This is a genomic window from Bradyrhizobium sp. SPXBL-04 (assembly GCF_051853035.1).
Classification (GTDB): Bacteria; Pseudomonadota; Alphaproteobacteria; order Rhizobiales; family Xanthobacteraceae; genus Bradyrhizobium; species Bradyrhizobium zhanjiangense.
On the sequence record NZ_CP182472.1, the window covers coordinates 4,523,300 to 4,547,077 of the forward strand.

Sequence of the window (23,778 nt, forward strand, 5' to 3'; positions counted from 1 at the left end):
GAAGGACGCTCCGTCCCTCAATTTGGATTGTGCTCGGCGAACATTTTGAGGCCGACGAAGCTCGCATCAGGCTTGATCACCAGCCTGGTCGGGATGTTGCGCAAGTAATCCTGGAAGCGTCCCTTGGCCTCGAAGCGTGCCCGGAATGCGGACGCCGCGAGGAATTCCGGAAAACGCGGCACGATTCCGCCGGCGATATAGACGCCGCCGCGGGCGCCGAACGTCACCGCGAGATTGCCCGCGACCGAGCCGAGGATGGCGCAAAACATGTCGAGCGTCGCGCGGCTGACGGGACAATGGCCCTCCAGCGCGGCTTTGGTGATGGCGGCAGGATCGCGATGCGGCACTTGGGCGCCGTCGACCTCCGCCAGGGCCTCATAGAGGCTTTGCAGGCCGGAACCCGAGAGCGCGCCGCGCTCGATGGAGACATGGCCAAGGCGCTTGCGCAGACAGGCGATCACGCGTTCCTCGCGCTCGTTCTCGGCCGGCAGGGTGGCGTGACCGGCCTCGGTCACGACCGCCAGCCGTGCGCCATGGCGCTCGACCAGACAGGAGACGCCAAAACCGGTTCCGGGCCCGATCACCAGCAACGGCTCTCCGGGCAGGCCATCCTGTCCGCCAAGCGGGATCAGGTCGGCAGGCTGCAAGGCGGGAAGGGACCAGGCCATCACTTCGAAGTCGTTAAGCACGTGGACGCTGTCAAAGCCGAGCGCGGGTTGCAGCTCGTTGCCATCGATGACCCAGGGACTGTTGGTCATGACGCAGCGATTGTTGGTCACGGGGCCCGCCACCGCCAGCACGGCTCTTCGGGGCTGCTCGCCGCTGGACTGGCGTCCGAGAACATCGACGATGGCCTCCCGGACGGTTGGGAAGTCGGCGACCTTCACATAGTCGATCGGTCCGGCCGGATCGCCGTCGCTGGATTCGGCCTGGCTCAGCGCGAAGCGCGCGTTGGTGCCGCCGATATCGGCGAGAAGAATCTGTCCTGTCTTGCCGATCGTCATGACCATATGGCTGCCGCGGCCGTGCAGGCCACGGGAACCCTTCTCCTCCACGCTGTCGACGCAGTCCACATGGGTGCGGATGCCCGAGAATCCGCCCTTGGGTGCCGCTAGTCAACACGGACCAGCCCAAACCGTTTCATTTCAGGAACGATCGGTCCATTCTTACAAGCCGCACCCCCGCGCACGATGGTTGCGAAGCCGCGCGGGAAGATCGACATTGGAGACGAGCGTCTCGGTGCCTACAGTCCCCGGACGGCTGGAATGAGGCCTTGCATGAAGATCTCCGACCGTGACGTGCTGCTGGCGATTGACGTGCAGAACGACTTCTGCACCGGCGGAGCGCTCGCCGTTCCCGGCGGTGAAAAGGTCGTCCCCGCCATCAACCGAGTTGCCCAAAAATTCGCCAATGTGGTGCTGACCCAGGACTGGCATCCGCGTGATCACGTGTCATTCGCGACGAACCATGCCGGCAAGCAGCCGTTTGAGACCATCGAGCTCGACTACGGCACCCAGGTGCTTTGGCCCTCTCATTGCGTGCAGGGGACGGCGGGGGCTGAATTCCACCGCGAGCTCGACGTTGTCAGGGCGAGCCTGGTGGTGCGCAAGGGCTTTCGCGGCGGCATCGATTCCTATTCGGCGCTGTTCGAGAACGACCATAAGACGCCGACCGGACTGCTCGGTTATTTGCGCGAGCGCAAGCTGAAGACCGTCTTCGTCGCTGGTCTCGCGCTGGATTTCTGTGTTCGCTTCTCGGCTGAGGATGCCCGCCAGGCAGGTTTCGAGGTCGCCGTCGTCGAGGATGCCTGTCGCGGCATCGATCTCGACGGCTCCGTGGCCGCGACCCATCGGAGTTTTAGGGATCGCGGCATCTCGGTCGTGAGCCTCGAGGCGTTCCTGTGAGGATATTGAGATAGCCATGGTGGAGAAGACCGGCAAACAGCCACGCGGACCAGGGCATGCGCCGGATGATCCCTTGCTGTGGCCGTTTGCGGCGGCGCAGCTCGCCATGGACGCCTGCTTCTGGTGGCTGGAGCGCGGAGCTGCGGAGCAGGGCGAAAGCAGCCTGCCCTGGACGACGCCCAGCACGGTTGCGCTGGAGCTTGTGACGATGCGCCTGCGCGATTTCACGCAGACGCGGTCCGGCCAGCCGGCGCTGGTCTGCGCGCCCTATGCGCTGCATCGGGCCCTGATCGCCGACTTTGCGCCCGGCCACAGCGTGGTGCAGTCGCTGCAAAACGGCGGCATCGACCGCGTCTACCTCACCGACTGGCAGTCAGCCACGCCGGAGATGCGCTATCTCTCGATCGACAGCTATCTTACCGATCTCAACGTCGCCATTGACGAGATCGGCGCGCCGGTCGATCTCGTCGGGCTGTGCCAGGGCGGCTGGCTGTCGCTGCTCTATGCGGCACGCTTTCCGGCCAAGGTGCGTCGGCTGGTCCTGGTCGGCGCTCCCGTCGATCTGTCCATCGACTCGGCGCTGTCGCGGCTCGCCCGCAACGCGCCCGAGCTGGTTTACGACCAGCTCGTCGCACGCGGCGGCGGCAATGTCAGCGGCGAGGAGATGCTGCGCTTCTGGTCCAAATCACCTGACAGCGACGGTATCGAAGTGGCGTTGCAGAGGAGGCTTTCGGACGAGGAAGGCGCGAGCCTGCTCGCGCGCTTCGATCGCTGGAACACCGAGACGCTCGATTTGCCGGGCACCTACTACCTTCAGATCGTCAACTGGATTTTCCGGGAGAACCGGATTGCCGGCGGCCAATTCGTTGCGCTCGGCCGCCCGGTTGACCTGAAGGACGTCAAGGCGCCGGTTTTCCTGCTGGCCGGGCTGGACGACGATGTCGTTCCGGCTGTGCAGGCGCTCGCCACCGCGGGTCTCGTCGGCACGCCGCCGGCGTTCATTGCGGCAGCCTCCGAGCCGAGCAATCATCTCGGCCTGTTCATGGGGGCGCGGACCCACGTCCATGCCTGGCCCCGGATCGCCGAGTGGCTGCGCAACGATCTGTCCGGCGTCTTGGCCCGCAGCGCCTGACGTCGCGGGCGCCGACCGGCCGATATGCAAATCCGTTATGCATGACGGCGGATGGCCTGCACCGGCCCCGGTCGATGGGCTACATATGATGTGGAGCTGACGGCTGCGGCCGGCGGCGCAAGAGATTGCAAGGGATTGAAGGTACAGCGCTCGATGACGTTCCACTCGATCTACGCCCACGGATTTGCGCGCGTGGCGGCCTGCGTCACCACCTCCCACGTGGCCGATCCCTCGGCCAATGCGAAGGCCATTCTGGCCGCGGCCAATGCCTGCCACGAACAGTCGGTGGCGGCTGCCGTGTTTCCCGAGCTGTGCCTGTCCGGCTATGCGATCGAGGATTTGGTCAAGCAGGACCCGCTGCTCGATGCGGTCGAGCGCGGGCTTGTGACGATCGTCAAGGCCTCCTCAACGCTGATGACCGTCCTGATCGTCGGCGCGCCGCTGCGCTTTGGCAATCGCATCTACAATTGCGCCGTCGTCATTCATCGCGGCAACATCCTCGGCGTCGTGCCCAAAAGCTACCTGCCGACCTATCGCGAATTCTACGAGGGACGGCATTTCGCCTCCGGCGCCGGCATCGCCGGCGAGACGATCTCCTTTGGCGGGCTGCATGCGCCGTTCGGTGTCGACCTTCTGTTCTCGGCCGAGGACGTCCCGGGCCTGACCATCGGCGTTGAGATCTGCGAGGACATGTGGATCCCGGTGACGCCGGCTTCCGAGCTCGCGCTCGCGGGCGCCAGCGTGCTGATCAATCTCTCGGGCAGCCCGATCACGATCGGCCGGGCGCGCTCGCGCGCGCTGCTGTGCCAATCGACATCGGCGCGCTGCCTCGCAGCCTACGTCTATTCCGCCGCCGGAGCAGGAGAATCGACCACCGATCTCGCCTGGGATGGCCAGACCTCGATCTACGAGAACGGCGTGCTGCTGGCCGAGGGCGAGCGGTTCCGCCAGGGCGGCCAGATCACGTATGCCGACGTCGATCTCGACCTGCTCAGGCAGGAACGCGCGCTGATGGGCACGTTCGACGACAACCGTCGCCAGCGCGAGGCGTTTTTCCGCAAGGTGACATTCGCGCTGAAGCCGCCGGCCGCCGACATCGGCTTCCTGCGCAAGGTCGAGCGCTTTCCCTTCGTGCCGAGCGACGAGAGCCTGCTCGAGCAGGATTGCTATGAGGCCTACAACATCCAGGTCGCCGGTCTCGTGCAGCGCATGCGCGCCACCGGCACCAAGCGTGTCGTGATCGGCGTCTCGGGCGGGCTCGATTCCACCCATGCATTGATCGTCGCCGCCAAGGCGGTCGATCTGCTCGGCCTGCCGCGCCAAAACATCCTCGCCTTCACCATGCCGGGCTTTGCCACCGGCAGCGAGAGCAAGACCAACGCGCTGGCGTTGATGCAGGCGCTGCAGACGACTTGGCAGGAGCTCGACATCCGCACCACGGCAACACAGATGCTGAAGGATATCGGCCATCCCTTTGGCAAGGGCGAGAAGGTTTACGACGTCACCTTCGAGAACGTTCAGGCTGGCCTGCGCACGGACTATCTGTTCCGGCTCGCCAACCATCACGGGGGCATCGTCATCGGCACCGGCGATCTCTCCGAGCTCGCGCTCGGCTGGTGCACCTATGGCGTCGGCGACCAGATGGCGCATTACAACGTCAATGCCGGCGTGCCGAAGACGCTGATCCAGCACCTGATCCGCTGGGTGATCTCCTCGAAGCAGTTCAGCGACAACGTCAACCGGACGCTAGGCGCGATCCTGGCTGCCGAAATCTCCCCGGAGCTCGTGCCGGTACAGCCCGGCGAGAAGCCGCAGAGCACGGAAGCGTCCGTCGGCCCCTACGAGCTGCAGGATTTCAACCTGTTCTACACGCTGCGCTTCGGCATGCGTCCCTCCAAGATCGCCTTCCTGGCGCAGCACGCCTGGAAGGATGTCGCCAAGGGCGAGTGGCCGCCGGCATTCCCAAGCGATCGGCGCAAGGCCTACGATCTTCCTGAGATCCGGCGCTGGCTCGAGGTGTTCCTGCGCCGCTTCTTCGCTTTCAGCCAGTTCAAGCGCTCGGCCATGCCGAACGGACCGAAGGTCTCGGCCGGCGGCTCACTGTCACCGCGCGGCGACTGGCGCGCGCCGTCGGACGCGAGCGCGGCGGCATGGCTCGAGGATCTCGAAAGGAACGTGCCGAACTGATCGGTGTGGCGGATCGACATAGGGGAGACGACTGGATGTCGGCCGGAGATGGGACAGAGGCGGGCGAGGAGGCCAGGGTCGTCAACGGCCTCTACATTTTCGACATCGAGATGCGCGACGGCAAGCGCGGCCAGGCCAGGGGCGTGGTCGTGCTATGCGACGGACGCATCATGGGCGGCGACAGCTATTTCTATTACACCGGCAGCTACACGTACCGGAACGGCAAGTGGCGGGGCGACATGATCGTCAATCAGCATACCGAAGCCGTTGGCAAGACGCTCGCGTTCGGCGGCAGGGAGGTCACTTGCGGTTTCTCGGGCGGTTACTCGGCCGGCGGCGCCGAGGTCGAAGGCATGGCGCTGGTTGGGAAGACCACCGTGACATTCACGGCCCGCCTCACGCTCAAGGAGGTGATGTGAGCCCGGCATGATCTGCCCCATGGGCTTGCTCCTCTTTCCCACTCAGGAGCATGAACAGAATGTTCGCTGACGATCGAGCCGCAGACGCGCTAGAGCATGATCCGGAAAAGTGTGCAGCGGTTTCAAACAATATCCTTTAGGTGCCAGACCGGAAGACGACGCTGAAACGACAACGCGCCGCCCGGCTGAACAGCCGGACGGCGCGAAATCGTGTTCAATCTGAAAAGTTTCGAGGTCCGGAGTGCCTAGGAGTCCGGACCTCGTCACCTTGCCCCAGCCTTCAATCTCCCGCCCCATGTGGTTCCCCAACCCCATGTTGCGCGATCAGAGGTGATGCCCGAGTGGCCGCCGATCGATGTCCGGCGATGTACGCGAACTATGGTTGGGACTCCATTCCGGATCACTACGGACATGAATACGCTTGCCGTGTGTTCGTTCGGCATCGGTGCTGCGATCTTGTTTCCTGAATCCGCAGCGGGCGGCGGCAGGATGTCCACATCTCCTTACGTTGAAGAACCTGCGTTTCACCGGCCTGTCATTGAACTGGTCTAGCGCTGCTCCCGTCATCGCTGACGGCCAAGGAGCAAGCCATGTCGAAGCCGGTGCTGGGCGCCGCATTGTCCATCAAATCGATCCCTGCGCATCGCGACTGGCTTCTGGAACGGCAGCGCGATCTCGAGGTCCAGGATTTTTTCCGCGCCGATCTGCTCGATAGTGACTGGCGCACGACCGCCGGCGAGATCAAGCAGATGCTTGCGGGCCACACCGGGCGGCTTGGCATTCACGGCCCGTTCTGGGGCTTCAAGATCGACAGCCACGATCCCATGATCCGTCAGGCCGTGACCAAGCGCCTGCTTCAGGGTCTCGATGCCGCCGAGTTTCTCGGCGCGACGCAGATGGTGATCCATTCGCCGTTCACGACCTGGGACCACAACAATCTCGATCTCTATCCGGACAATCGCGGCAATCTGATCGAGCGCGTCAAGGCGACGCTGGCCGAAGTGATCGCGCGTGCCGAGACCATCGGCTGCGAGATCGTGATCGAGAACATCGAGGACAAGGATCCACGCGACCGCGTCCGTCTCGCCAAGGCGCTCGAAAGCAGCAAGGTCCGCGTCTCGCTCGATACCGGACACGCCAATTATGCCCACATCTCCACCGGCGCGCCGCCGGTCGATTACTACATCGAGACCGCCGGCGACATGCTGACGCATGTGCATCTCCAGGACACCGACGGCTTTGCCGACCGGCACTGGGCGCCGGGCGAAGGCAACATCCCGTGGGTCGCCGTGTTCCGCGCACTGGGACGGCTGACGTCCAACCCGCGCCTGATCCTCGAACTCCGCAACCACGACGACGTCCGCGCTGGCGCAGCCCATCTCGCCGCGCTCGGGCTTGCCGAATAACCGACATCACAAAGGGCAGGGGTCACCATCATGAGCAAGCTCAGCCGTCGCACCATCCTGAAATCCGGCGGCGCTGCCGTAAGCGCACTCCTTTTGCCGCGGTTTGCGATCGCGCAAGGCGACAACCGTCCGTCGGTGACGATCGCCGTGCAGAAGGTCACGAATGCGAACGTGCTCGACGTGCTGCGCGAGCAGTCCAATGTCGGCGAGCGCGTGTTCTTCTCCTCGATCTGGGAAGGTCTGATCTCCAAGAACTGGCGCGGCAATCTCGAGGCCGTGCCGGGACTTGCCACCGAATGGCGCCGCATCGACGACCAGACCGTCGAGGTGAAGCTGCGCCAGGGCGTCAAGTTCCACAATGGCGACGAGCTCACTGCCGAAGACGTCCTCTTCTCCTTCAGCCGCGAGCGCATGTTCGGCGAGACCGAGGCCAAGAGCCGCACCACCATCCAGGCCTTCGAGAAGATCCCGACGCCGCGTCCGGGAAAAGAACTGCCGCCTGATGTGCCCGCCGTTGCCCGCCGCATCTGGCCGGACCTCGTGCGCGTCGATGCCGTGGACAAATATACGGTGCGCTTCTACAACGCGACACCCGACGTCACGATCGAAGGCCGGCTGTCGCGTTACGGCTCCGACATCATGAACCGTCGGGCCTGGGAAGAATCCGCGAGCTATCTCGACTGGGCGCGCAAACCCGTCACGACCGGTCCCTACAAGGTCGTCGAGCTCAAGCCCGACGTCTCGCTGACGCTCGAAGCCCATGACGAATATTGGGGCGGCCGTCCGCCGCTCAAGCGCATCCGCTTCCTAGAAGTGCCTGAAGTCGCGAGCCGCATCAACGGGCTGCTCTCGGGCGAATATCAGTTCGCCTGCGACATCCCGCCGGACCAGATCGCCGGCATCGAGAAGAATTCGGCGTTCGAAGTGCAGGGCGGCACCATCCTCAACCACCGCCTCACCGTGTTCGATAAGAACCACGCCCAGCTCGCCAATCCGCTTGTCAGGCGCGCCTTCACCCATGCGATCGACCGCCAGGCGATCGTCGACAGCCTGTGGGCCGGCCGCACCCGCGTGCCGAAAGGCCTGCAATGGGAATTCTACGGCGACATGTTCAACGCCGACTGGAGCGTGCCGGCCTATGATCCCAAGCTCGCGCAGGATCTGTTGAAGCAGGCCAATTACAAGGGCGATCCGATCCCCTACCGCCTGCTCAACAATTACTACACCAACCAGGTCGCGACCGCGCAGGTGCTGGTCGAGATGTGGAAGTCGGTCGGCCTCAACGTGCAGATCGAGACCAAGGAGAACTGGTCGCAGATCATGGAGCGCGCGCCGACCCGCGCCGTGCGCGACTGGTCGAACTCGGCCGCCTTCAACGATCCAGTGTCGTCGCTGGTCGCCCAGCACGGGCCGAACGGCCAGCAGCAGCAGATCGGCGAATGGACCAACACCGAGCTGAACAAGCTCTCGGAGTTCCTGGAGACCTCGACCGATCGCGCGGCCCGCAAGAAGGCGTTCCGCCGCATGCTGGAGATCGCCGAGCGCGAGGACCCTGCCTACACGGTGCTGCACCAGAACGCGACGTTCACGGCCAAGCCGAAATCGATCAAGTGGAAGGCAGCGCCCGCCTTCGCGATGGATTTCCGCGCCGGCAATTTCGAGGCTTGAGGTGGCGCCGCTGGTCAGCATCCGGGACCTGCGGGTCGCCTTCAACGGCGTGCCGGTCCTGCGTGGCGTCGACGTCAGCTTGCAGAAGGGCGAGGCGCTCGGCCTCGTCGGCGAGTCCGGATCGGGCAAGTCGGTGACTTGGCTCGCCGCCTTGGGCCTGCTGCCGCGTCACGCGCGGATTTCGGGCTCGGTGCTGCTCGACGGCCGTGAGATCCTTGGCGCGCCCGCCGCCGAGTTCGACCATGTCAGAGGCGGGCGGGTCGCCATGATCTTCCAGGATCCTGCGAGCGCGCTCAATCCGGTGCTGACCATCCGCAGGCAGCTCTGCGAAGCGCTGGCGCTGCATCGCGACCTCTCGGGCGAGGCGGTGAAAGCGGAGGCCCGGCGGCTGCTCGATCTTGTCGGCATTCCCGATGCGGCGCGGCGGCTGTCGGCCTATCCGCACGAATTCTCCGGCGGCCAGGTCCAGCGCATCATGATCGCGATGGCGCTCGCCGGAAATCCCGACCTGCTGATCGCGGACGAGCCGACGACCGCGCTCGATGCCACCATTCAAGCCCAGATTCTGGAGCTGCTCTCCACGGTCCGCCGCGAGATCGGCATGGCGATGGTCCTGATCAGTCACGATCTCGGCGTCGTCGCCGAGAACTGCGACCGCGTCGCGGTGATGTATGCCGGCCGCATCGTCGAGGAGGCACCCAGCAATCAGCTCTTCGCCGATCCCGTGCATCCTTACGCGCAGGGCCTGATTGGCGCGCTGCCGCCGCTCGACGGGCCGCGGCGGCGTCTGACGGCCATTCCCGGCACCGTGCCCGATCCCGCGCGGATGCCTGACGGTTGCGCCTTCGCGCCACGCTGCACGCTGGCGGCCGAGCCGTGCGGGCGTGCTTCGCCGAGCTTGGCGCCGATCGCGGATGATCGCGCTGTCGCCTGCATCCGCGCCGAGGCTTCGCGCCGCGCGTTGCTCGGGATCGCGGCCGAATGAGCGCGCCGCTCGTCGAGGTGTCCGCGATCGCGCGCAGCTACGCGATGCGCTCCGGGATGTTCGGCCGAGCTACGGCCGTGCATGCGGTCGATGGCATGTCGCTGACGATTGCCAAGGGCGAGACGTTGGGCCTCGTCGGCGAGTCCGGCTCGGGAAAATCGACAACAGGCCGCATCGTGCTCGGGCTGGAGCCGCCCGACAGCGGCGAGGTGCGGTTCGACGGCAAGCCGATGGCCGCGCCGGCAACGGCCGCATGGCGCGCGCAGCGGGCACGCATGCAGATGATCTTCCAGGATCCGCTGGGCGCGTTGGACCGGCGGCTGCCGGTCGCTGCGCAGATCCGCGAGCCCCTGGACATCCACGATCTCGGCACGCCTGCCGAGCGCGAAGATCGCGTCCGCGAACTGCTGCGCGCGGTCGAGCTGACGCCGGCGCATGGTGCGCGCTATCCCGGCGCGCTCTCGGGCGGACAGCGCCAGCGGATCGTGCTGGCGCGGGCGCTGGCGACGAAACCTGATTTCCTGGTCTGCGACGAGCCGGTCAGCGCGCTCGACGTCTCGATCCAGGCGCAGGTGGTGAACCTGCTCGCCGATCTCCAGGCGCAGCTGTCGCTGACGTTGCTGTTCATCAGCCACGATCTGCGTGTCGTCAGGCAGATCAGCACGATCGTCGCCGTGATGTATCTCGGCCGCATCGTCGAGATCGGCAGCGCCGATGATCTGTTTGCGCGGCCCGAGCATCCGTATACGCAGGCCCTGGTCTCGGCTTCGCCGGCGCCCGGCCGCCGCAGCGCCGGCCGCATCGTGCTGGCGGGCGATCCGCCGAACCCTGCCGCGCGTCCGCAAGGCTGCGCCTTCCACCCGCGCTGCCCGCGCGCGATCGGGCGCTGTGCGAGCGAGGTGCCGGTGCTCTCGGCTGTGGGCAGCAACAGGCAGGTCGCCTGTCATCTGGTCACGGGCGCCGAAACGCGGGACGCGGCGTGATGGGCCGCTATTTCGCCATTCGCATCGGACGCGCGGCGCTCACCATTGTGCTCGTCGTCACCTTCGCCTTCGTCGTGCTGCGGCTATCGGGCGATCCCGCGCTGATGATCTTGGGACCGGAGGCGCCACCTGAGGTGCTCGCGGCGTTCCGCAAGGCCTGGGGCCTCGATGATCCCATTTGGTTTCAGTATCTCGATTATTTCGGCGCCATCGCCAAGGGCGAGCTCGGCCGCTCCATGCGCGACGGAAGGCCCGCAATCGAGCTCGTGCTGGAGCGGATTCCGGCGACGCTGGCGCTGACGCTGCCGGCCTTTGCCTTCAAGGTGGCGCTCGGCATTCCCGCCGGCATCTACGGCGCGCTGCATCGGGGCTCGGGAATCGACCGCGCCGTGATGATGACGGCGGTCGCGGGCTTCACCGTCCCGAGTTTCGTGCTTGCGCTGGTGCTGGTTCTGGTCTTCGCCGTACAGCTCGGTTGGCTGCCCTCGGGCGGGCAGGAGAGCTGGCGGCACGCGGTCCTGCCCATTGCGACGCTCGGCCTCGGCGGCGCCGCGGTGCTCGCGCGCTTCACCCGCAGCGCAATGCTGGAGGTGCTGGGCCAGCCCTATATCCGCACCGCCTCGGCCAAGGGCGTGCCATGGCGCAAGGTGGTGACGTCGCATGCGCTGCCGAACGCGGCTATCCCCACCGTGACCATTCTGGGCTTCATGGTGGGCACGCTGATCGCCGGCGCAGTCGTGGTGGAGAGTGTGTTTGCCTGGCCGGGAGTAGGGCGCCTGCTCGTCGTCGCCGTCGCCAACCGCGACCTCGCCGTCGTGCAATGCATCCTGCTGCTGGTGGCGATGACGATGGTCACGTCCAACCTGATCGTCGATTTCCTCTACGGCTTCCTCGACCCGCGCCTGCGCGCCAAAGGGGCGCACGCATGACCGACGCGACGCTGAAGGATACTGAAGCGTTTTCAAGCGAAGTGGATACCGGTTCGCGTGAAGAAAACGCGTCAAAACCAGAATCTAGAGCCCCGTTCCGATTTCATCGGAACGGAAAGGGCTCTAGGGTCCGCCGCCGCATCGGCCTGCCGGCGATCCCGGTCTCGGTCGCGCTCGCGATCATCTGGATCATCGCCATGCTGGTGATCGCCGCCTTCGCCGAGAAGATCGCACCCTACGGCTTCACCCAGCTTGATCTGCGCAATCGCCTGGCCGCGCCCGGCAATGCCGCGCATTGGCTCGGCACCGACGAGCTCGGCCGCGACGTGCTATCGCGGCTCCTCGTCTCGATCCGCATTTCGCTGCTGATCGCGTTCGGCGCCACCGCGATCTCGGCCGTGGTCGGCACCACGCTCGGCTTCCTGGCCGCGCATTTCCGCGGGGCCGTCGAACAGCTCGTGCTGATGCTGACCGACTTCCAGGCCAGCATGCCCTTCCTGATCATGGCGCTCGCAGTGCTCGCCTTCTTCGGCAACTCGCTGCCGCTCTTGATCGGCCTGATGGGCCTGTTCGGCTGGGAGCGCTACGCCCGCATCGCGCGGGGATTGGCCATCTCGGCCAATGCACAGGGCTACGCCGCCGCGGTCCGCCAGTTGGGTGCGACGTCGTCGCGGATCTATCTCCGGCACATCCTGCCCAACATCGCCTCGACCCTGATCGTCTCGACCACGCTGGTCTTTCCCGAGGTGATCCTGATGGAATCCGGCCTGTCCTTCCTTGGACTCGGCGTGCAGCCGCCGATGACCAGCCTCGGCAACATGGTCGGCTATGGCCGGGAGTACCTGACCCGGGCGCCCTGGATCATGCTGGCGCCGGCCACCACGATCGTGGTCACGACGCTGGCGGTCTCCATGATCGGCGACTGGCTGCGCGACCGGCTTGATCCGACGCTGCAATAGGCAACGGGCCCGGCGGTTACAGGCCCGTGCGACGTCCTCCGGCGTCGTCCCGGACAAGCGCAAGCGCAGATCCGGGACCCATAACCACCGGCGGACGTGATTACGGAGACTCGGAGTTGTCAGCTTCGCGCCACAACCATCCATGGGTCCCGGATCGGCGCGCGCTTTAAGGCGCGCTTGTCCGGGACGACGGTTGGGGGCGCGGCAGTAGCCCGCGCCGGGAGCAGGGGAGGCCTGTCCGGACCAAGTTCCCGTTGCACCTCGCCAGCCCGTGCGCTATCCGGCCGGAAAGGCCTGAGGCGGCTTCCATTTTTCCGCCCGGCCCAAGCCAACCCGAGGACGGAAACCGCCATGCCAGCCTATCGCTCCCGCACCACCACCCACGGCCGCAACATGGCGGGTGCCCGCGGCCTCTGGCGCGCGACCGGCATGAAGGACGCCGATTTCGGCAAGCCGATCATCGCGGTCGTCAACTCCTTCACCCAGTTCGTGCCCGGCCACGTCCACCTCAAGGATCTCGGCCAGCTCGTGGCCCGCGAGATCGAGCAGGCCGGCGGCGTCGCCAAGGAGTTCAACACCATCGCGGTCGATGACGGCATCGCCATGGGGCATGACGGTATGCTCTACAGCCTGCCGTCGCGCGAATTGATCGCCGACAGCGTCGAGTACATGGCCAACGCGCACTGCGCCGACGGCCTCGTCTGCATCTCCAACTGCGACAAGATCACGCCCGGCATGCTGATGGCGGCATTGCGGCTCAACATCCCCGCCGTGTTCGTCTCGGGCGGACCGATGGAGGCCGGCAAGGTCAAGCTCGAGGGCAAGACCAAGGCCGTCGACCTCATCGACGCCATGGTGGCGGCGGCCGACTCCAAGGTCAGCGACGACGACGTCAAGGTGATCGAGCGCTCGGCGTGCCCGACCTGCGGCTCCTGCTCGGGCATGTTCACCGCCAACTCCATGAACTGCCTCACCGAGGCGCTTGGCCTGGCGCTGCCCGGCAACGGCTCGGTGGTGGCGACCCATGCCGACCGCAAGCGCCTGTTCGTCGAGTCCGGCCACACCATCGTCGATCTCGTTCGCCGCTACTACGAGCAGGACGACGCCAGCGTGCTGCCGCGCAATATCGCGAACTTCAAGGCGTTCGAGAACGCCATGACGCTCGACATCGCCATGGGCGGCTCGACCAATACGGTGCTGCATCTGCTCGCCGCCGCCCATGAAGGGCAGGTGGAGTTCACCATGCGCGACATCGACCGGCTCTCGCGCCGTGTGCCCGTGCTCTGCAAGGTCGCACCATCCGTCGCCGACGTGCATGTCGAGGACGTGCACCGCGCCGGCGGCATCATGGGCATTTTGGGCGAGCTCGACCGCGCCGGCCTGATCGACACCTCGGTCTCGACCGTGCATGCGCCGACCATGGGCGATGCGCTGGAGCGCTGGGACATCAAGCGCTCCAAGAGCGAGACAGTGCGCACCTTCTATCGCGCCTCGCCCGGCGGCATCCCGACCCAGGTCGCCTTCAGCCAGGAGCGCCGCTATGACGAGCTCGATGCCGATCGCGAGAAGGGCGTCGTGCGTGATCTCGAACATGCCTTCAGCAAGGACGGCGGTCTCGCCGTGCTCTACGGCAACCTCGCGCAGGACGGCTGCATCGTGAAGACCGCGGGCGTCGATGCTTCGATCCTGAAATTCTCCGGCCCCGCGCACGTGTTCGAAAGCCAGGACGCTGCGGTCGAGGGCATTCTGGGCGGCAAGGTCGTTGCCGGCGAGATCGTGGTCATCATCTACGAAGGTCCGCGCGGCGGCCCCGGCATGCAGGAGATGCTGTATCCGACCAGCTACCTGAAATCGATGGGCCTCGGCAAAGCCTGCGCGCTCGTCACCGACGGCCGTTTCTCTGGCGGCTCGTCCGGCCTGTCGATCGGCCATCTGTCGCCGGAAGCGGCCGAAGGCGGCAACATCGGTCTGGTGCGCACCGGCGACCGCATCGCCATCGATATCCCGAACCGCAGCATCAGCCTCGAGGTCTCCGACGAGGAGCTGGCCAAGCGCCGCGCCGCGGAGGAGGCGAAGGGCGATGCCGCCTGGCAGCCGCAGAACCGCAAGCGCAACGTCTCGACCGCGCTGCAGGCTTACGCCGCGCTCACCACCAGCGCGGCGCGCGGCGCGGTGCGCGAGGTGAAGCGTCGCCCGAGATAGGCGCCTGATCGGCGCGCCGCTGGCTAAATCGATCCCTCCGGGACGACTCGCGGTCTCCGCGCGAGCGCGCCGTTGCATGACAGAACCGTGGAGCCCGGGCCGAGGTCCGTAAAGAAACGGCCCCCGCGTCCTGGGGTGTGGGCTATTGGGGGTGGACGCGGGAGCCGTTTGCGAGGTGGTTGCCCGACGTGCGGGCTTGCCCGCCAGGCGCAATCAACTTAGTGGATTTCACCGCGCTTTGCTATTTAATTTTATTTATTTCTGTTTTTTTGTGATTTAATCGGGAGGTGATCCTAGGAAAAATACCTGGAATCCATTTTTCCGAATCCGGTCAGGGGCAAATCGCCTTATCCCGATCTGTCCGCAACTGTTCGGATTGCCAGTAGCGGAGTAAGCCATGAGTCCTTCTCCATCGCTCGTGCCGCACATTACGACAGACCGGGACGTTTATCTCGTGCTCGATGACTTCGGCCGGCGACTGGGCCGCGCCTGGTGTGAGACGGCCGAGGAGGACGCCAATCGCGCGACCCTGCTCAGACATCTCGTCGAAGGGCAATATCTCCATCCCGCACGCATCGTGGCCTTCAATACCGCGGAGGGATGGTCGCGGGATGCCACCGCGGAAATCGCCGACGAGCTGCGCCGCCGCTTCGTCGAATTCGAGGAGACCGATCCCTCCCTGCTGGAGTTTTTGGAAAGAGCAGTGAGGCGCTAAGGCTCGACCCGTCGGAGGCGGATGAACGCTTTCGGAACAGCGCTCGAACGGAGCACCCGCGGCGGTGTCCCATCGGCGCAGCAATCACGCTCTCGCATGTCATGCGGACTCCGGGGCCAGTGCGCATCGCGCGTTAACGCGCGTGGTCAATGAGTTCTTACCGCTCGGCGGTGATCAGCCGTTCGCATTAAGGATGCCCCGACGAAGTTCGGCACCCCAGGATTTTGCTGCATATACTGCGTTCGACCTTTGCAAAATCTATTTCTGGCAACTGGGCAACCACCGCAATGTCTCGTACTCTCGCCGTCGTTTTCTCCACCGCCGTCGCCGCGATTGCCATGACGGACGCAGCCTCCGCCGGCTGCTACAATTGCTACGCGCCGCCGCCGTGCACGACCTGCTATCAGCAGCAATACGTCGCGCCGCAATACCGCACCGTCGACGAGACCGTGATGGTGTCTCCCGGCTCCGTGGTCGCGCATCGCACGCCGGCGCAGTACCGCACCGTGATGGTGCCGCAGACCGTGATGGTGGCCCCGCCCAGTGTCCAGTACGAGCGCATCCCCCCGCAATACGCCACACGCCAGCGTGTCGAGATGGTCTCGCCGAGCTATTCCTATTACGCCCCGGTGCAGATGGGCTGCGCCTCCTGCGGGTATTGACGTCCGACGCAGTTACGAAGATCTGGCGCGGCGCCTTACGGGGCGCCGCTTTCTTTTCCGCACCAGCAAACGAGGCCCGGACATGGAGACGAATCCAACCGGGCCTCGCAACCAGCGACGCCCTGGGAGATGTCGCCAGTATCCGGGATTGCTGACGGTGCGGCGGCGGTGGGCTGCCGAGCGTATTGGTCAAGCTAGAGGAACAGGCTGACGCTCGCCTGACAGATCGGGACAGCAGAAGAGTGTGGGGCACGCCACCAACTTCGCGTTGCCTTGCGCGGTCGACTGCGTTAAGCGACACCCATTCCAACGCTTGGAAGGGTGGCCGAGTGGTTTAAGGCACCGGTCTTGAAAACCGGCGTGCCCGCAAGGGTACCGTGGGTTCGAATCCCACCCCTTCCGCCAGTATATTGTTCGCCACTGTTCGCGAACGTTCGGAATTCACAGTAAAATCAAAGGATTGCTTCGAAAAGCTGTACACGCTTGTTCGCAAGTGTTCTCGGTAATTCGAGCAAGAACCGTAGATTTTGCCCGTGGTTCGGAGGACGGTTTCGCTCGGCCGGTGACAGTCGCGGGGAAACTCCAGAAGGGCGAACCGCTCCGGGTCGATGCCTTGCTCGACGAGGGCGCCATACTCTGGAAAGGCGTAGCGGCCGCACGCCTCCTCCTTGCGGAGTTGTTCGAGCTTGCCGTGCAGCACAGCGGGAGGCCGCAGCAATGAGCAAAGTCGTTGAGCTACAGCTGTCCGATCGCTTCGAGAACGAGGACATCCAAAACATCGTTCTGCTGATTGATATGCTCGTCGTGTTGTTGGCTCAGCCCGATGCGGAGACGGCCATCGATGGGATGCACCGCGTCACGCAGATCATCTCGGATCATGCGCACGCGCTCCGGGACCGCCTACAGCAGAGCGGCTTGGCATGAACCGGCGGCGCCGAGCCCACAAAAAGCGCGAACGGCAGCGTCTGGCTGCCCACGCCCGCCGGTTGAAGCGATGAATACGAGGCCGCCGGATCTCCTTTCGGCGGCCTTCTCACTATTGCGGCAGCTTCCCGCGATCATTTTAATGGCGCGGTCATAGGGAGAAGTCGCAATGCAAAAATTGATTGCCGCTGCTGCATTAACCGCCGCACTCGCGCTAGCGGGCTGCGGAAGAGAGCCCGGGCCAAAGGGCGATCCCGGCCCTCAAGGGCCGGCCGGTCCCCAGGGTGCCCAAGGTATTCAGGGCGTCCCCGGTCCTCAGGGGCCAGCCGGCGCACAAGGGCCTCAGGGGCCGCAAGGGCAAAAAGGCGACAAGGGAGACAAGGGAGATCCGGCGTCCGTAAATATCCGCGCGGTACAAGCGGATGGCGCCGTCAATTGCGACACCAGCGAAACGCTCGTGTCCGTGTTCTGCCCGAGCGGAGGGGCAGCGGACGGTATGAAGTGCGGGGCCTCGCCGACGATCGGTCTGTGCCTGAAGAAGTGAGGACCGAGAGCCCGCCGGTTCACGCTGGCGGGCCGCACGCGCGAAACCGGCGCTGTCCGGAAGAGTACTGACAATGTTCGGAAACGAACAGAACGAAGCTCCGAGCTGTGAGTAAGCTCGCAGTCGCTTGAACTTCCCCAAGGTCCAAGCACCCCAACGGCCCCGGCCTCCCACGCCCACCCCATGGCCGGGGCCATTTTTCGTCAGAGCTCGCGTGCCATCGCGGGATGGCTCCGGTTCTTCACCTTGATCCAGTGCTTCTGCCGACCGCCTCGGTACGGCCGATCGCGATGCGGGGTGGCCGTTTCAGTCAGGATTCCGGTCACGACACGACATCCAGCGGGACGCTGCAAACGGCGGCACCATCCTCGTCGATAACGAAGATTGCATACTTTTTGCCGATCAGTTGCGGTCTCGTTTCGCGCAGCGATCGAGCGAGCTTGATAGCTTCTGTCCGCGCCTCCGCCTCGCCCGGCAGGTCATGCACGCCGAAATCCGAGACCAACTGGGAATCGATGAGCTTGAAGGAAAAGAGAGGCATCGAATATTGCCTGGGTTCGTGCCAAGCGAAGCCCCCGCCAGCGTTAGGAAGGCGGGGACTCGCGGATGGATGGTTCGAGGCTAGGGAAAACCTAGGTGTCGCACCAAGGACCCGCAGTTATCAGAACGCCATCATGACGCCTCGTGTACCGCGCAAATGTTGGGCAGGTCGCGCAAATAAGAGGCCGTTGCGCGAGAGCAGGCGCACACTCTTGTCCTCCCGGATGACCAGCATCCGGTAGCGTCGTGTTTCACCTCACGAATCCAGTCCGGCCCGATTTCGGATGTGGTATGCGCCCAATTCAGCCACAATGCGGCTTCGTTGCCGTGGTCAGCTGAGCTCGATATTGAGGGCACAATCGCCGACCGGCTGAAGTGACTGTTGACCCGTCGAGGGCGCCGCGACGCTCGAGATCGGTGGCAATTCCAATCGAGGCGGCTTGGTGTGCCTTAGCTGCGTTCCGCGGACGATTGATCATCCCAGAGCAGTTCACCGCACCGGCATTTGTACACCCGGATGAAGCGGGCTGTCTTCATGTCCCATAGCTTTTCCGCCAGACTGAGTGGTTCGCCGCATTTGGGGCAGCGGAATAGGGTGGGGCTCGGGGGCGTGGCTGGAAGCATAGGCACGTCTCTTCTTTCAGAAGACGCGAAAGCCCAGCGAGCGTTGCACCAACGTCGCGGTCGACCGGGCTGCTTGATCCGCATCAATCAATCGACCGCTCCAGCTTCTGAGCTGCCCGGAAGTCATCCAGATGCTGCAGGTTCGGGCCGTACGCGGCCTCCTTGGTGAGCAGATGGTAGATCCGGGCCGCCACCAATTGGAGATGCTTCATTCGTCCGCGGGGCATCGCCCGGGCCTTGCAAAGGGCTCGGACCGCGTGCGCTCGGAAATAGTCAAAAGCGTCGGACATCGGAGATTCAACGTCTCGTCCAGAGATTGGTTCTTACCCCTCGTTTCCAGGAACACCAGTCAACCAAGCTGTCTGTAGAGTCAGACCGCTCGACGGTCAGGACAAACGAGAGCGCATCCGGAACGCTATCGAATTTGAAAAATTAGCCCGGCAGGAAGCTTCACGGCGAGCACGCATGTTCTTCTTTTTCTCGAACCGGGTGGGGTGTCTCGGCTCGCTGCTGATCTCCGGCTTGGTCACCGTGGCGCTGCTCTTCCTGTTCGGGATACTCCGGTTCTGAACCCAGGCGCGTGGTATCAACAGATCACCTGCGTCTTTGTAACCCTATGCCCAGAGGACGTGGAACCCCCTAAGCATTCAGGACGTTGAGACGCGAATGCGATTTGCGAGGTCCATCTGCTTCAGAGTTCATCGACCCTGATCCCCGGAGACACCGTCTGGAGGCGGTGCGAAGCGCGGCGCGTGACGGTTCTGAACGATGCTGCCGCGTTTTTCGCGGCCCTGCGGCAAGCGCTGCTGGAGGCGCAAGAACAGGTCTACATCATCGGATGGGACATCCATAGTGCAACCAGGCTGGTCGGAGCTTCCGGACGAGCGGATGATGGTTTGCCGGAACAGCTTGGCCCATTGCTACGCGCGCTCATCCGACGCCGCCCGACCTTGCGGATCGACATCCTTGTCTGGGACTTTGTCTCCTTTTACGCCTCCGAAAGAGAATGGAATTCCGCGGCAAAATTTACTGCCGAAACATCTGGCCGCGTCCGGTTTTGTCTCGATTGCACGCTTCCGTTTGGTTCGGCCCAACACCAGAAGATGGTCTGTATCGACGGTTCACTGGCGTTCGTCGGCGGGCTCGATCTGACAATCAGGCGCTGGGACACCAGTGATCATCGTGCCGAGCATCCATTGCGCCGCGACCCTGAGGGCAAGCCATACCCACCCTTCCATGATGTTCAATGCATGGTCGATGGGGATGCAGCGGCGTGGCTGTTCGACCTCGCCGAGGAACGCTGGCGTGCTTCAGGTCAACAGGCCCATCATCGGCGCCGGCTAGGAACATGCGGTGGCCGGCCAATGTACCGGTGGAGGCCGAGCACTTGCCGGTAGGTATCGCGAGGACCGAGGTGGTCTGTCCTGCAGGCTCGACCATCAAGGAAGTCGAGCGCTCATTGACTGCAGCGATCCGGTCGGCGACCAGCTTCGTTTACATCGAAAATCAGTTTACCAGCGCGACCAAGATTGCGCGTGAATTGGCGCAGCAGATGCTTCGCGTGCCTTCGCTTCGGGTTCTGGTCGTCACTCCCAAATTGCATTCATCGTGGTTGGAATCACAAGCCATGCAAAATGGCCGTGGTGCCTTCATCGACTGCTTCAGTGAGGCTGGAGTCGCAGATCGCATCCGCTTCGTCTACCCGGTCTCACGCAGCGAGGATGCCGAAGCTGCCGTGATGGTGCACAGCAAGCTCATGATCGTGGATGATCGGATCTTGAGGGTCGGCTCGGCTAACCTGAACAATCGCTCGATGGGCGCCGATAGCGAATGTGACCTGATCTTTGAAGCGGCATCCGACCAGCATCGGAATTTCATCGCTTCGGTCCGCCGTCGCCTGATCGCACATTTCTGCGGTCTCGACGAACTGACCATAACGCAAAACGAGGATCATCTTTTTGCGCTCCTGGACGACGTGGCGGGAACTGATGGGGCGAAGACGCTGCGGGAAGTGGGGTCCTCGGTCCTGACCAGTACGCTGGCCACAATGGTTCAGCCGGTAGCAGACCCGGAGCGGCCGCTTCATCTGGAGCGGGCGGCATCTCGCATGTGGAGCACGAAGACACTAATGGGGATCGCGTCGATAACGGTGGCGCTTTTTGGACTGACGATGGCTTGGTCGTACACGCCGTTGAGCGATTTTACCGACGCGCCTCATATTTCGGCGTTACTGTCTGCCTACTCGCAGTCCATCTGGGGGCCACTATTCGCTATCGCAGCTTTCGTCGTTGGCGGGCTGGTCGTGTTTCCGGTTCTCGTGCTCATTGCAGCCACTGCTGCCGCACTTGGGCCCTGGCTAGGCTTCATCACCGCCATGGCGGGCGTCTTGCTCAGCGCCTTCATCCTTTTTGCGATCGGACGGGGACTCGGCCGACAACGCCTCCAGCAGTTGCTCGGCCGACGTGCAGCGCGCATCCAAGAACGCGTCGTGGGCAAGGGGATTCTAGCCGTCGTCGTCATCCGGATGGTTCCCATAGCACCGTTCTCGGTGGTGAATGTCGTGGCTGGTGCGAGCACGCTGCCTCTACGTGACTTCATGGTTGGAACTCTGCTGGGCATGATGCCCGGTATTCTCGCCATGGCAGTTCTGGGGGCTCAAATCGCAGACTTCGCCAGGAATGCGTCCTGGAGCAACATATTGCTGTTGGCTCTGGCGTTCTTGGGCTGGCTGGGAATCTGCGCAGGCGCACAATTCGTTGCGACCTGGCTCGCCGGGAGGCGCTGATGGCGGCGATGCGCTTCATGACATGGAATGTGCATGGCACGTTCAATCTCAATCCGAAGTTCGATTTGAAGGGTGTTTGCTCGATCGTTCGCAAGTGGGCCCCCGATGTCGTCGCGCTTCAGGAGGTGGATTCGCGATCGCGGTCAGACGATCCATTTGCGAAGTTGGCGAGTGTTGTCGGCGATCACGGGGTTCACGCCAAGTCGATTGTCGCCGAGGATGGCGACTACGGTCAGATGCTCCTGAGCCGCTTTCCGCTCTCCGGCGTGCCCGAGATCCTCGATGTGTCGTATCGAGAGCGGGAGCCACGCAGAGCGATTGCCACGGGACTGCTGACACCGGTCGGCGATGTGCGCGTAGTGGCCACTCATCTCGGCCTGAGTATCCACGAGCGCTATGCGCAAGCTCAGGCCCTGGTAAGCTTGGTGCGACCTGGAAGGACCGTTGTCCTCGGCGATTTCAATGACTGGTTTTGGGTGAAATCGGTGCGGCGCGTGCTCGCGCAGGTCTGCCCCAACCGTACACGCTTGCGGACTTTCCCGGCGCGTTTGCCCGTTCTCCGCCTCGATAGGATCTATGCCACGCCCGATAGCCGGTTTGGGAGAGTTTGGACCGACGGAGAGGCAACAGCCTATTCAGACCATTTGCCCGTGATTGCGGACATCGAGATCTAGGGCGTGCCCTCATTAACAGGGTTGCCATGATGTATGTCGGTAAGATTTGACTCGCCTCGTTGCCGGTGACCGTGGCTATTTCGTCGTCAGTCGCCGCGCCGGCGTCAGCGTGCTGGCGGGCGCCATCGGAGAGAGCGAGAACGTCAGCCACGTGTTCCAACCGGCGGGGCGGTTCTCGGCGGCAAACTCGCCGTACCCTTTCAGGTTCAAATATCCCTGCATGTCCCCCACGGGAAACAGCACGCCTACTTGCGGGCCGACGCCTAGCACGCGGCACCGGAAGCCACCCAGCACCGGATGCTGACCGGAGTCGTCGGTGATCTGCTGATACGCATAACCGACGAGGCCAACAAAAACCTGCTTGGACAGAAACTGGGAGACGCCCCAGTCGATGTGAAAGTCGACACCATTTTGGTACTGGGTGTCTGTATTCTTGAAATTGTAGGTGAAGCCTGCGACCGCAGAAAATTCATGACCTGCCTGCGGGTCGAAATATGTGTATCCGCCGCCGGCATCGATCGCGCCGTGACCGATGCCGAGATTGGCGAGGCGCGTCGAACTATATGCACCGACCGGGATGTCTCCAGTCACATACGTCATGAAGTTATGGACGCCGGCGTTCCATTTGAGCATCGCCTGCGGGTAGAGATCACCCACCGATGTGATCGAGTCGCCGAAACTGCCCGTACGCGTTACCGCGAATGGGCCGACGGCGGTCGTCAGCGTTCCGGCAAGATCGGCGCTCGATCGCCCGAACAGTCCGGTTACGCCGATGGCGAGTTGTCCGCCCAGCACCGGCGTCGCGAAGGTGTAGGTGGGATTGAGCAGCATTAGATCGGCCTGCGCATTCAGGCGCAGGTTCAGGTCGACGTTTACGTTGGCGGGTATTCGGCCGACATGGATCTCCCTGGCGGCAGCTGCCGTGCCAAAGGCGCTGACGCTGGTGTGATAGTAAACCGCTGCCATCGACCAGCCGGGGACTTGAGGGGTTGCCGCAAGACTGCTGAAGCGGCCGGGAAGCCAGTACGAAACGCCACCTTCGTCGGCGTAGGCGGCGCCAGGGAGGCATCCACACATTACCAACGCTATGGTGGTCGTCTGCTTGATGAGCCGACAACCGAATATTCCTTCGAACATGTGCTTCATCTGATCGCCCTCCACGCGTTGGTCGCGAGCTGCAAGCTTGTCCGCCGTGTTTGCCCTGCTTTGGACATTGCTCGGATGCTCTTCATTTGCTGATGACCATTGGGTTCACAGATATGCCGTATAAGACCTGACCCAGACCAGAATCGACATGATCAGGCCGGTGACGCCGGCGTTCTCCGCAAATATCGTGGCCGTCCCGGGCATCCCGAGCCTTAACTGACTGCGGTCGATGTCCTTCGGCACTGAAATAGCCGCCGGATAGGCTTTGACACCGCCGATCGAGCCGACCTTCGCCAGCGTGCCTGAAACCGCAATCTCCCCTTGTCCGATACCCTGCGGGATTCCGGTGACCGTCGCATGGTGAATGCGGCCAGGATCGTTGTCGAACAC

At 63.9% G+C, this 23,778-nt stretch carries 23 protein-coding genes and 1 tRNA gene; 19 read left to right on the forward strand and 5 right to left on the reverse strand.

Annotated features, from left to right (window positions below):
* Nucleotides 1–17 precede the first annotated feature (17 nt).
* Nucleotides 18–1,004, reverse strand: a complete 987-nt coding sequence (glk, locus tag ACNJX8_RS21380) for a glucokinase (RefSeq protein ID WP_439361949.1) — start codon at nt 1,002–1,004, stop codon at nt 18–20.
* 261 nt (nt 1,005–1,265) lie between these two features.
* Between glk and pncA the strand changes: the two genes are divergently transcribed.
* The 16 genes from pncA to ACNJX8_RS21460 all read left to right on the forward strand — a co-directional run bounded on the left by pncA (nt 1,266) and on the right by ACNJX8_RS21460 (nt 17,075).
* A complete protein-coding gene (gene pncA / locus ACNJX8_RS21385; RefSeq protein ID WP_439356664.1) occupies nt 1,266–1,904 on the forward strand; it encodes a bifunctional nicotinamidase/pyrazinamidase in 639 nt (212 codons plus the stop codon).
* A gap of 16 nt (nt 1,905–1,920) precedes the next feature.
* The gene (locus tag ACNJX8_RS21390) at nt 1,921–3,036 is read left to right on the forward strand and encodes an alpha/beta fold hydrolase (RefSeq protein ID WP_128933869.1); all 1,116 of its coding nucleotides are present in this window, start codon (nt 1,921–1,923) and stop codon (nt 3,034–3,036) included.
* Between the two features lie 153 nt (nt 3,037–3,189).
* Entirely contained in the window at nt 3,190–5,223 is a 2,034-nt protein-coding gene (locus ACNJX8_RS21395) for an NAD(+) synthase (protein ID WP_439361950.1), read from the forward strand.
* Nucleotides 5,224–5,258: 35 nt separating this feature from the next.
* Nucleotides 5,259–5,642: a GrlR family regulatory protein gene (locus ACNJX8_RS21400; protein WP_439356665.1), complete on the forward strand. Its 384-nt coding sequence runs from the start codon at nt 5,259–5,261 to the stop codon at nt 5,640–5,642.
* Between the two features lie 411 nt (nt 5,643–6,053).
* On the forward strand, nt 6,054–6,194 hold the full coding sequence (locus tag ACNJX8_RS21405; protein WP_164935027.1) for a hypothetical protein: 141 nt from the start codon (nt 6,054–6,056) through the stop codon (nt 6,192–6,194).
* A 38-nt stretch (nt 6,195–6,232) separates the two neighbouring features.
* Nucleotides 6,233–7,048: a sugar phosphate isomerase/epimerase family protein gene (locus ACNJX8_RS21410; protein WP_439356666.1), complete on the forward strand. Its 816-nt coding sequence runs from the start codon at nt 6,233–6,235 to the stop codon at nt 7,046–7,048.
* 30 nt (nt 7,049–7,078) lie between these two features.
* The gene (locus ACNJX8_RS21415) at nt 7,079–8,716 is read left to right on the forward strand and encodes an ABC transporter substrate-binding protein (RefSeq protein ID WP_439356667.1); all 1,638 of its coding nucleotides are present in this window, start codon (nt 7,079–7,081) and stop codon (nt 8,714–8,716) included.
* A gap of 1 nt (nt 8,717) precedes the next feature.
* The gene (locus ACNJX8_RS21420; RefSeq protein WP_439356668.1) at nt 8,718–9,701 is read left to right on the forward strand and encodes an ABC transporter ATP-binding protein; all 984 of its coding nucleotides are present in this window, start codon (nt 8,718–8,720) and stop codon (nt 9,699–9,701) included.
* Nucleotides 9,698–10,684: an ABC transporter ATP-binding protein gene (locus ACNJX8_RS21425; RefSeq protein ID WP_439356669.1), complete on the forward strand. Its 987-nt coding sequence runs from the start codon at nt 9,698–9,700 to the stop codon at nt 10,682–10,684. Before ACNJX8_RS21420 ends, ACNJX8_RS21425 begins: the two co-directional genes overlap by 4 nt.
* On the forward strand, nt 10,684–11,613 hold the full coding sequence (locus tag ACNJX8_RS21430; protein WP_439356670.1) for an ABC transporter permease: 930 nt from the start codon (nt 10,684–10,686) through the stop codon (nt 11,611–11,613). Before ACNJX8_RS21425 ends, ACNJX8_RS21430 begins: the two co-directional genes overlap by 1 nt.
* The gene (locus ACNJX8_RS21435; protein WP_439356671.1) at nt 11,610–12,572 is read left to right on the forward strand and encodes an ABC transporter permease; all 963 of its coding nucleotides are present in this window, start codon (nt 11,610–11,612) and stop codon (nt 12,570–12,572) included. Before ACNJX8_RS21430 ends, ACNJX8_RS21435 begins: the two co-directional genes overlap by 4 nt.
* Nucleotides 12,573–12,923: 351 nt before the next feature.
* Entirely contained in the window at nt 12,924–14,774 is a 1,851-nt protein-coding gene (gene ilvD / locus ACNJX8_RS21440; RefSeq protein WP_128941702.1) for a dihydroxy-acid dehydratase, read from the forward strand.
* 397 nt (nt 14,775–15,171) lie between these two features.
* On the forward strand, nt 15,172–15,489 hold the full coding sequence (locus ACNJX8_RS21445) for a hypothetical protein (RefSeq protein WP_091895569.1): 318 nt from the start codon (nt 15,172–15,174) through the stop codon (nt 15,487–15,489).
* Nucleotides 15,490–15,827: 338 nt separating this feature from the next.
* On the forward strand, nt 15,828–16,151 hold the full coding sequence (locus ACNJX8_RS21450; protein ID WP_439361951.1) for a hypothetical protein: 324 nt from the start codon (nt 15,828–15,830) through the stop codon (nt 16,149–16,151).
* A gap of 315 nt (nt 16,152–16,466) precedes the next feature.
* Nucleotides 16,467–16,556 (forward strand) — tRNA-Ser (locus ACNJX8_RS21455).
* Between the two features lie 312 nt (nt 16,557–16,868).
* Nucleotides 16,869–17,075: a hypothetical protein gene (locus ACNJX8_RS21460; RefSeq protein WP_439356672.1), complete on the forward strand. Its 207-nt coding sequence runs from the start codon at nt 16,869–16,871 to the stop codon at nt 17,073–17,075.
* A gap of 866 nt (nt 17,076–17,941) precedes the next feature.
* Here ACNJX8_RS21460 and ACNJX8_RS21465 read toward each other — a convergent pair.
* Together ACNJX8_RS21465 and ACNJX8_RS21470 are read right to left on the reverse strand one after the other, a co-directional pair.
* Complete coding sequence (locus ACNJX8_RS21465; protein WP_091894579.1) at nt 17,942–18,160, reverse strand: DUF6894 family protein; 219 nt, start codon at nt 18,158–18,160, stop codon at nt 17,942–17,944.
* Between the two features lie 706 nt (nt 18,161–18,866).
* The gene (locus ACNJX8_RS21470) at nt 18,867–19,073 is read right to left on the reverse strand and encodes a hypothetical protein (RefSeq protein WP_091895531.1); all 207 of its coding nucleotides are present in this window, start codon (nt 19,071–19,073) and stop codon (nt 18,867–18,869) included.
* A gap of 462 nt (nt 19,074–19,535) precedes the next feature.
* Between ACNJX8_RS21470 and ACNJX8_RS21475 the strand changes: the two genes are divergently transcribed.
* Genes ACNJX8_RS21475 through ACNJX8_RS21485 form a run of 3 tightly spaced genes read left to right on the forward strand, consistent with a single transcriptional unit; the run spans nt 19,536 to nt 22,242 of the window.
* Nucleotides 19,536–20,180 carry a hypothetical protein gene (locus ACNJX8_RS21475; RefSeq protein WP_439410281.1) on the forward strand — a complete coding sequence of 215 codons (645 nt, stop codon included), beginning with the start codon at nt 19,536–19,538 and terminating at the stop codon, nt 20,178–20,180.
* Nucleotides 20,132–21,568, forward strand: a complete 1,437-nt coding sequence (locus tag ACNJX8_RS21480) for a VTT domain-containing protein (protein ID WP_439410282.1) — start codon at nt 20,132–20,134, stop codon at nt 21,566–21,568. The genes ACNJX8_RS21475 and ACNJX8_RS21480 overlap by 49 nt, the downstream gene beginning before the upstream one ends.
* Complete coding sequence (locus ACNJX8_RS21485) at nt 21,568–22,242, forward strand: endonuclease/exonuclease/phosphatase family protein (protein ID WP_128941697.1); 675 nt, start codon at nt 21,568–21,570, stop codon at nt 22,240–22,242. The genes ACNJX8_RS21480 and ACNJX8_RS21485 overlap by 1 nt, the downstream gene beginning before the upstream one ends.
* A gap of 75 nt (nt 22,243–22,317) precedes the next feature.
* On the opposite strand, the gene ACNJX8_RS21490 is transcribed toward ACNJX8_RS21485, so the two are convergent.
* Complete coding sequence (locus ACNJX8_RS21490) at nt 22,318–23,319, reverse strand: SphA family protein (RefSeq protein ID WP_439361952.1); 1,002 nt, start codon at nt 23,317–23,319, stop codon at nt 22,318–22,320.
* A 174-nt stretch (nt 23,320–23,493) separates the two neighbouring features.
* Nucleotides 23,494–23,778 carry a hypothetical protein gene (locus ACNJX8_RS21495; protein WP_439356674.1) on the reverse strand — a complete coding sequence of 95 codons (285 nt, stop codon included), beginning with the start codon at nt 23,776–23,778 and terminating at the stop codon, nt 23,494–23,496.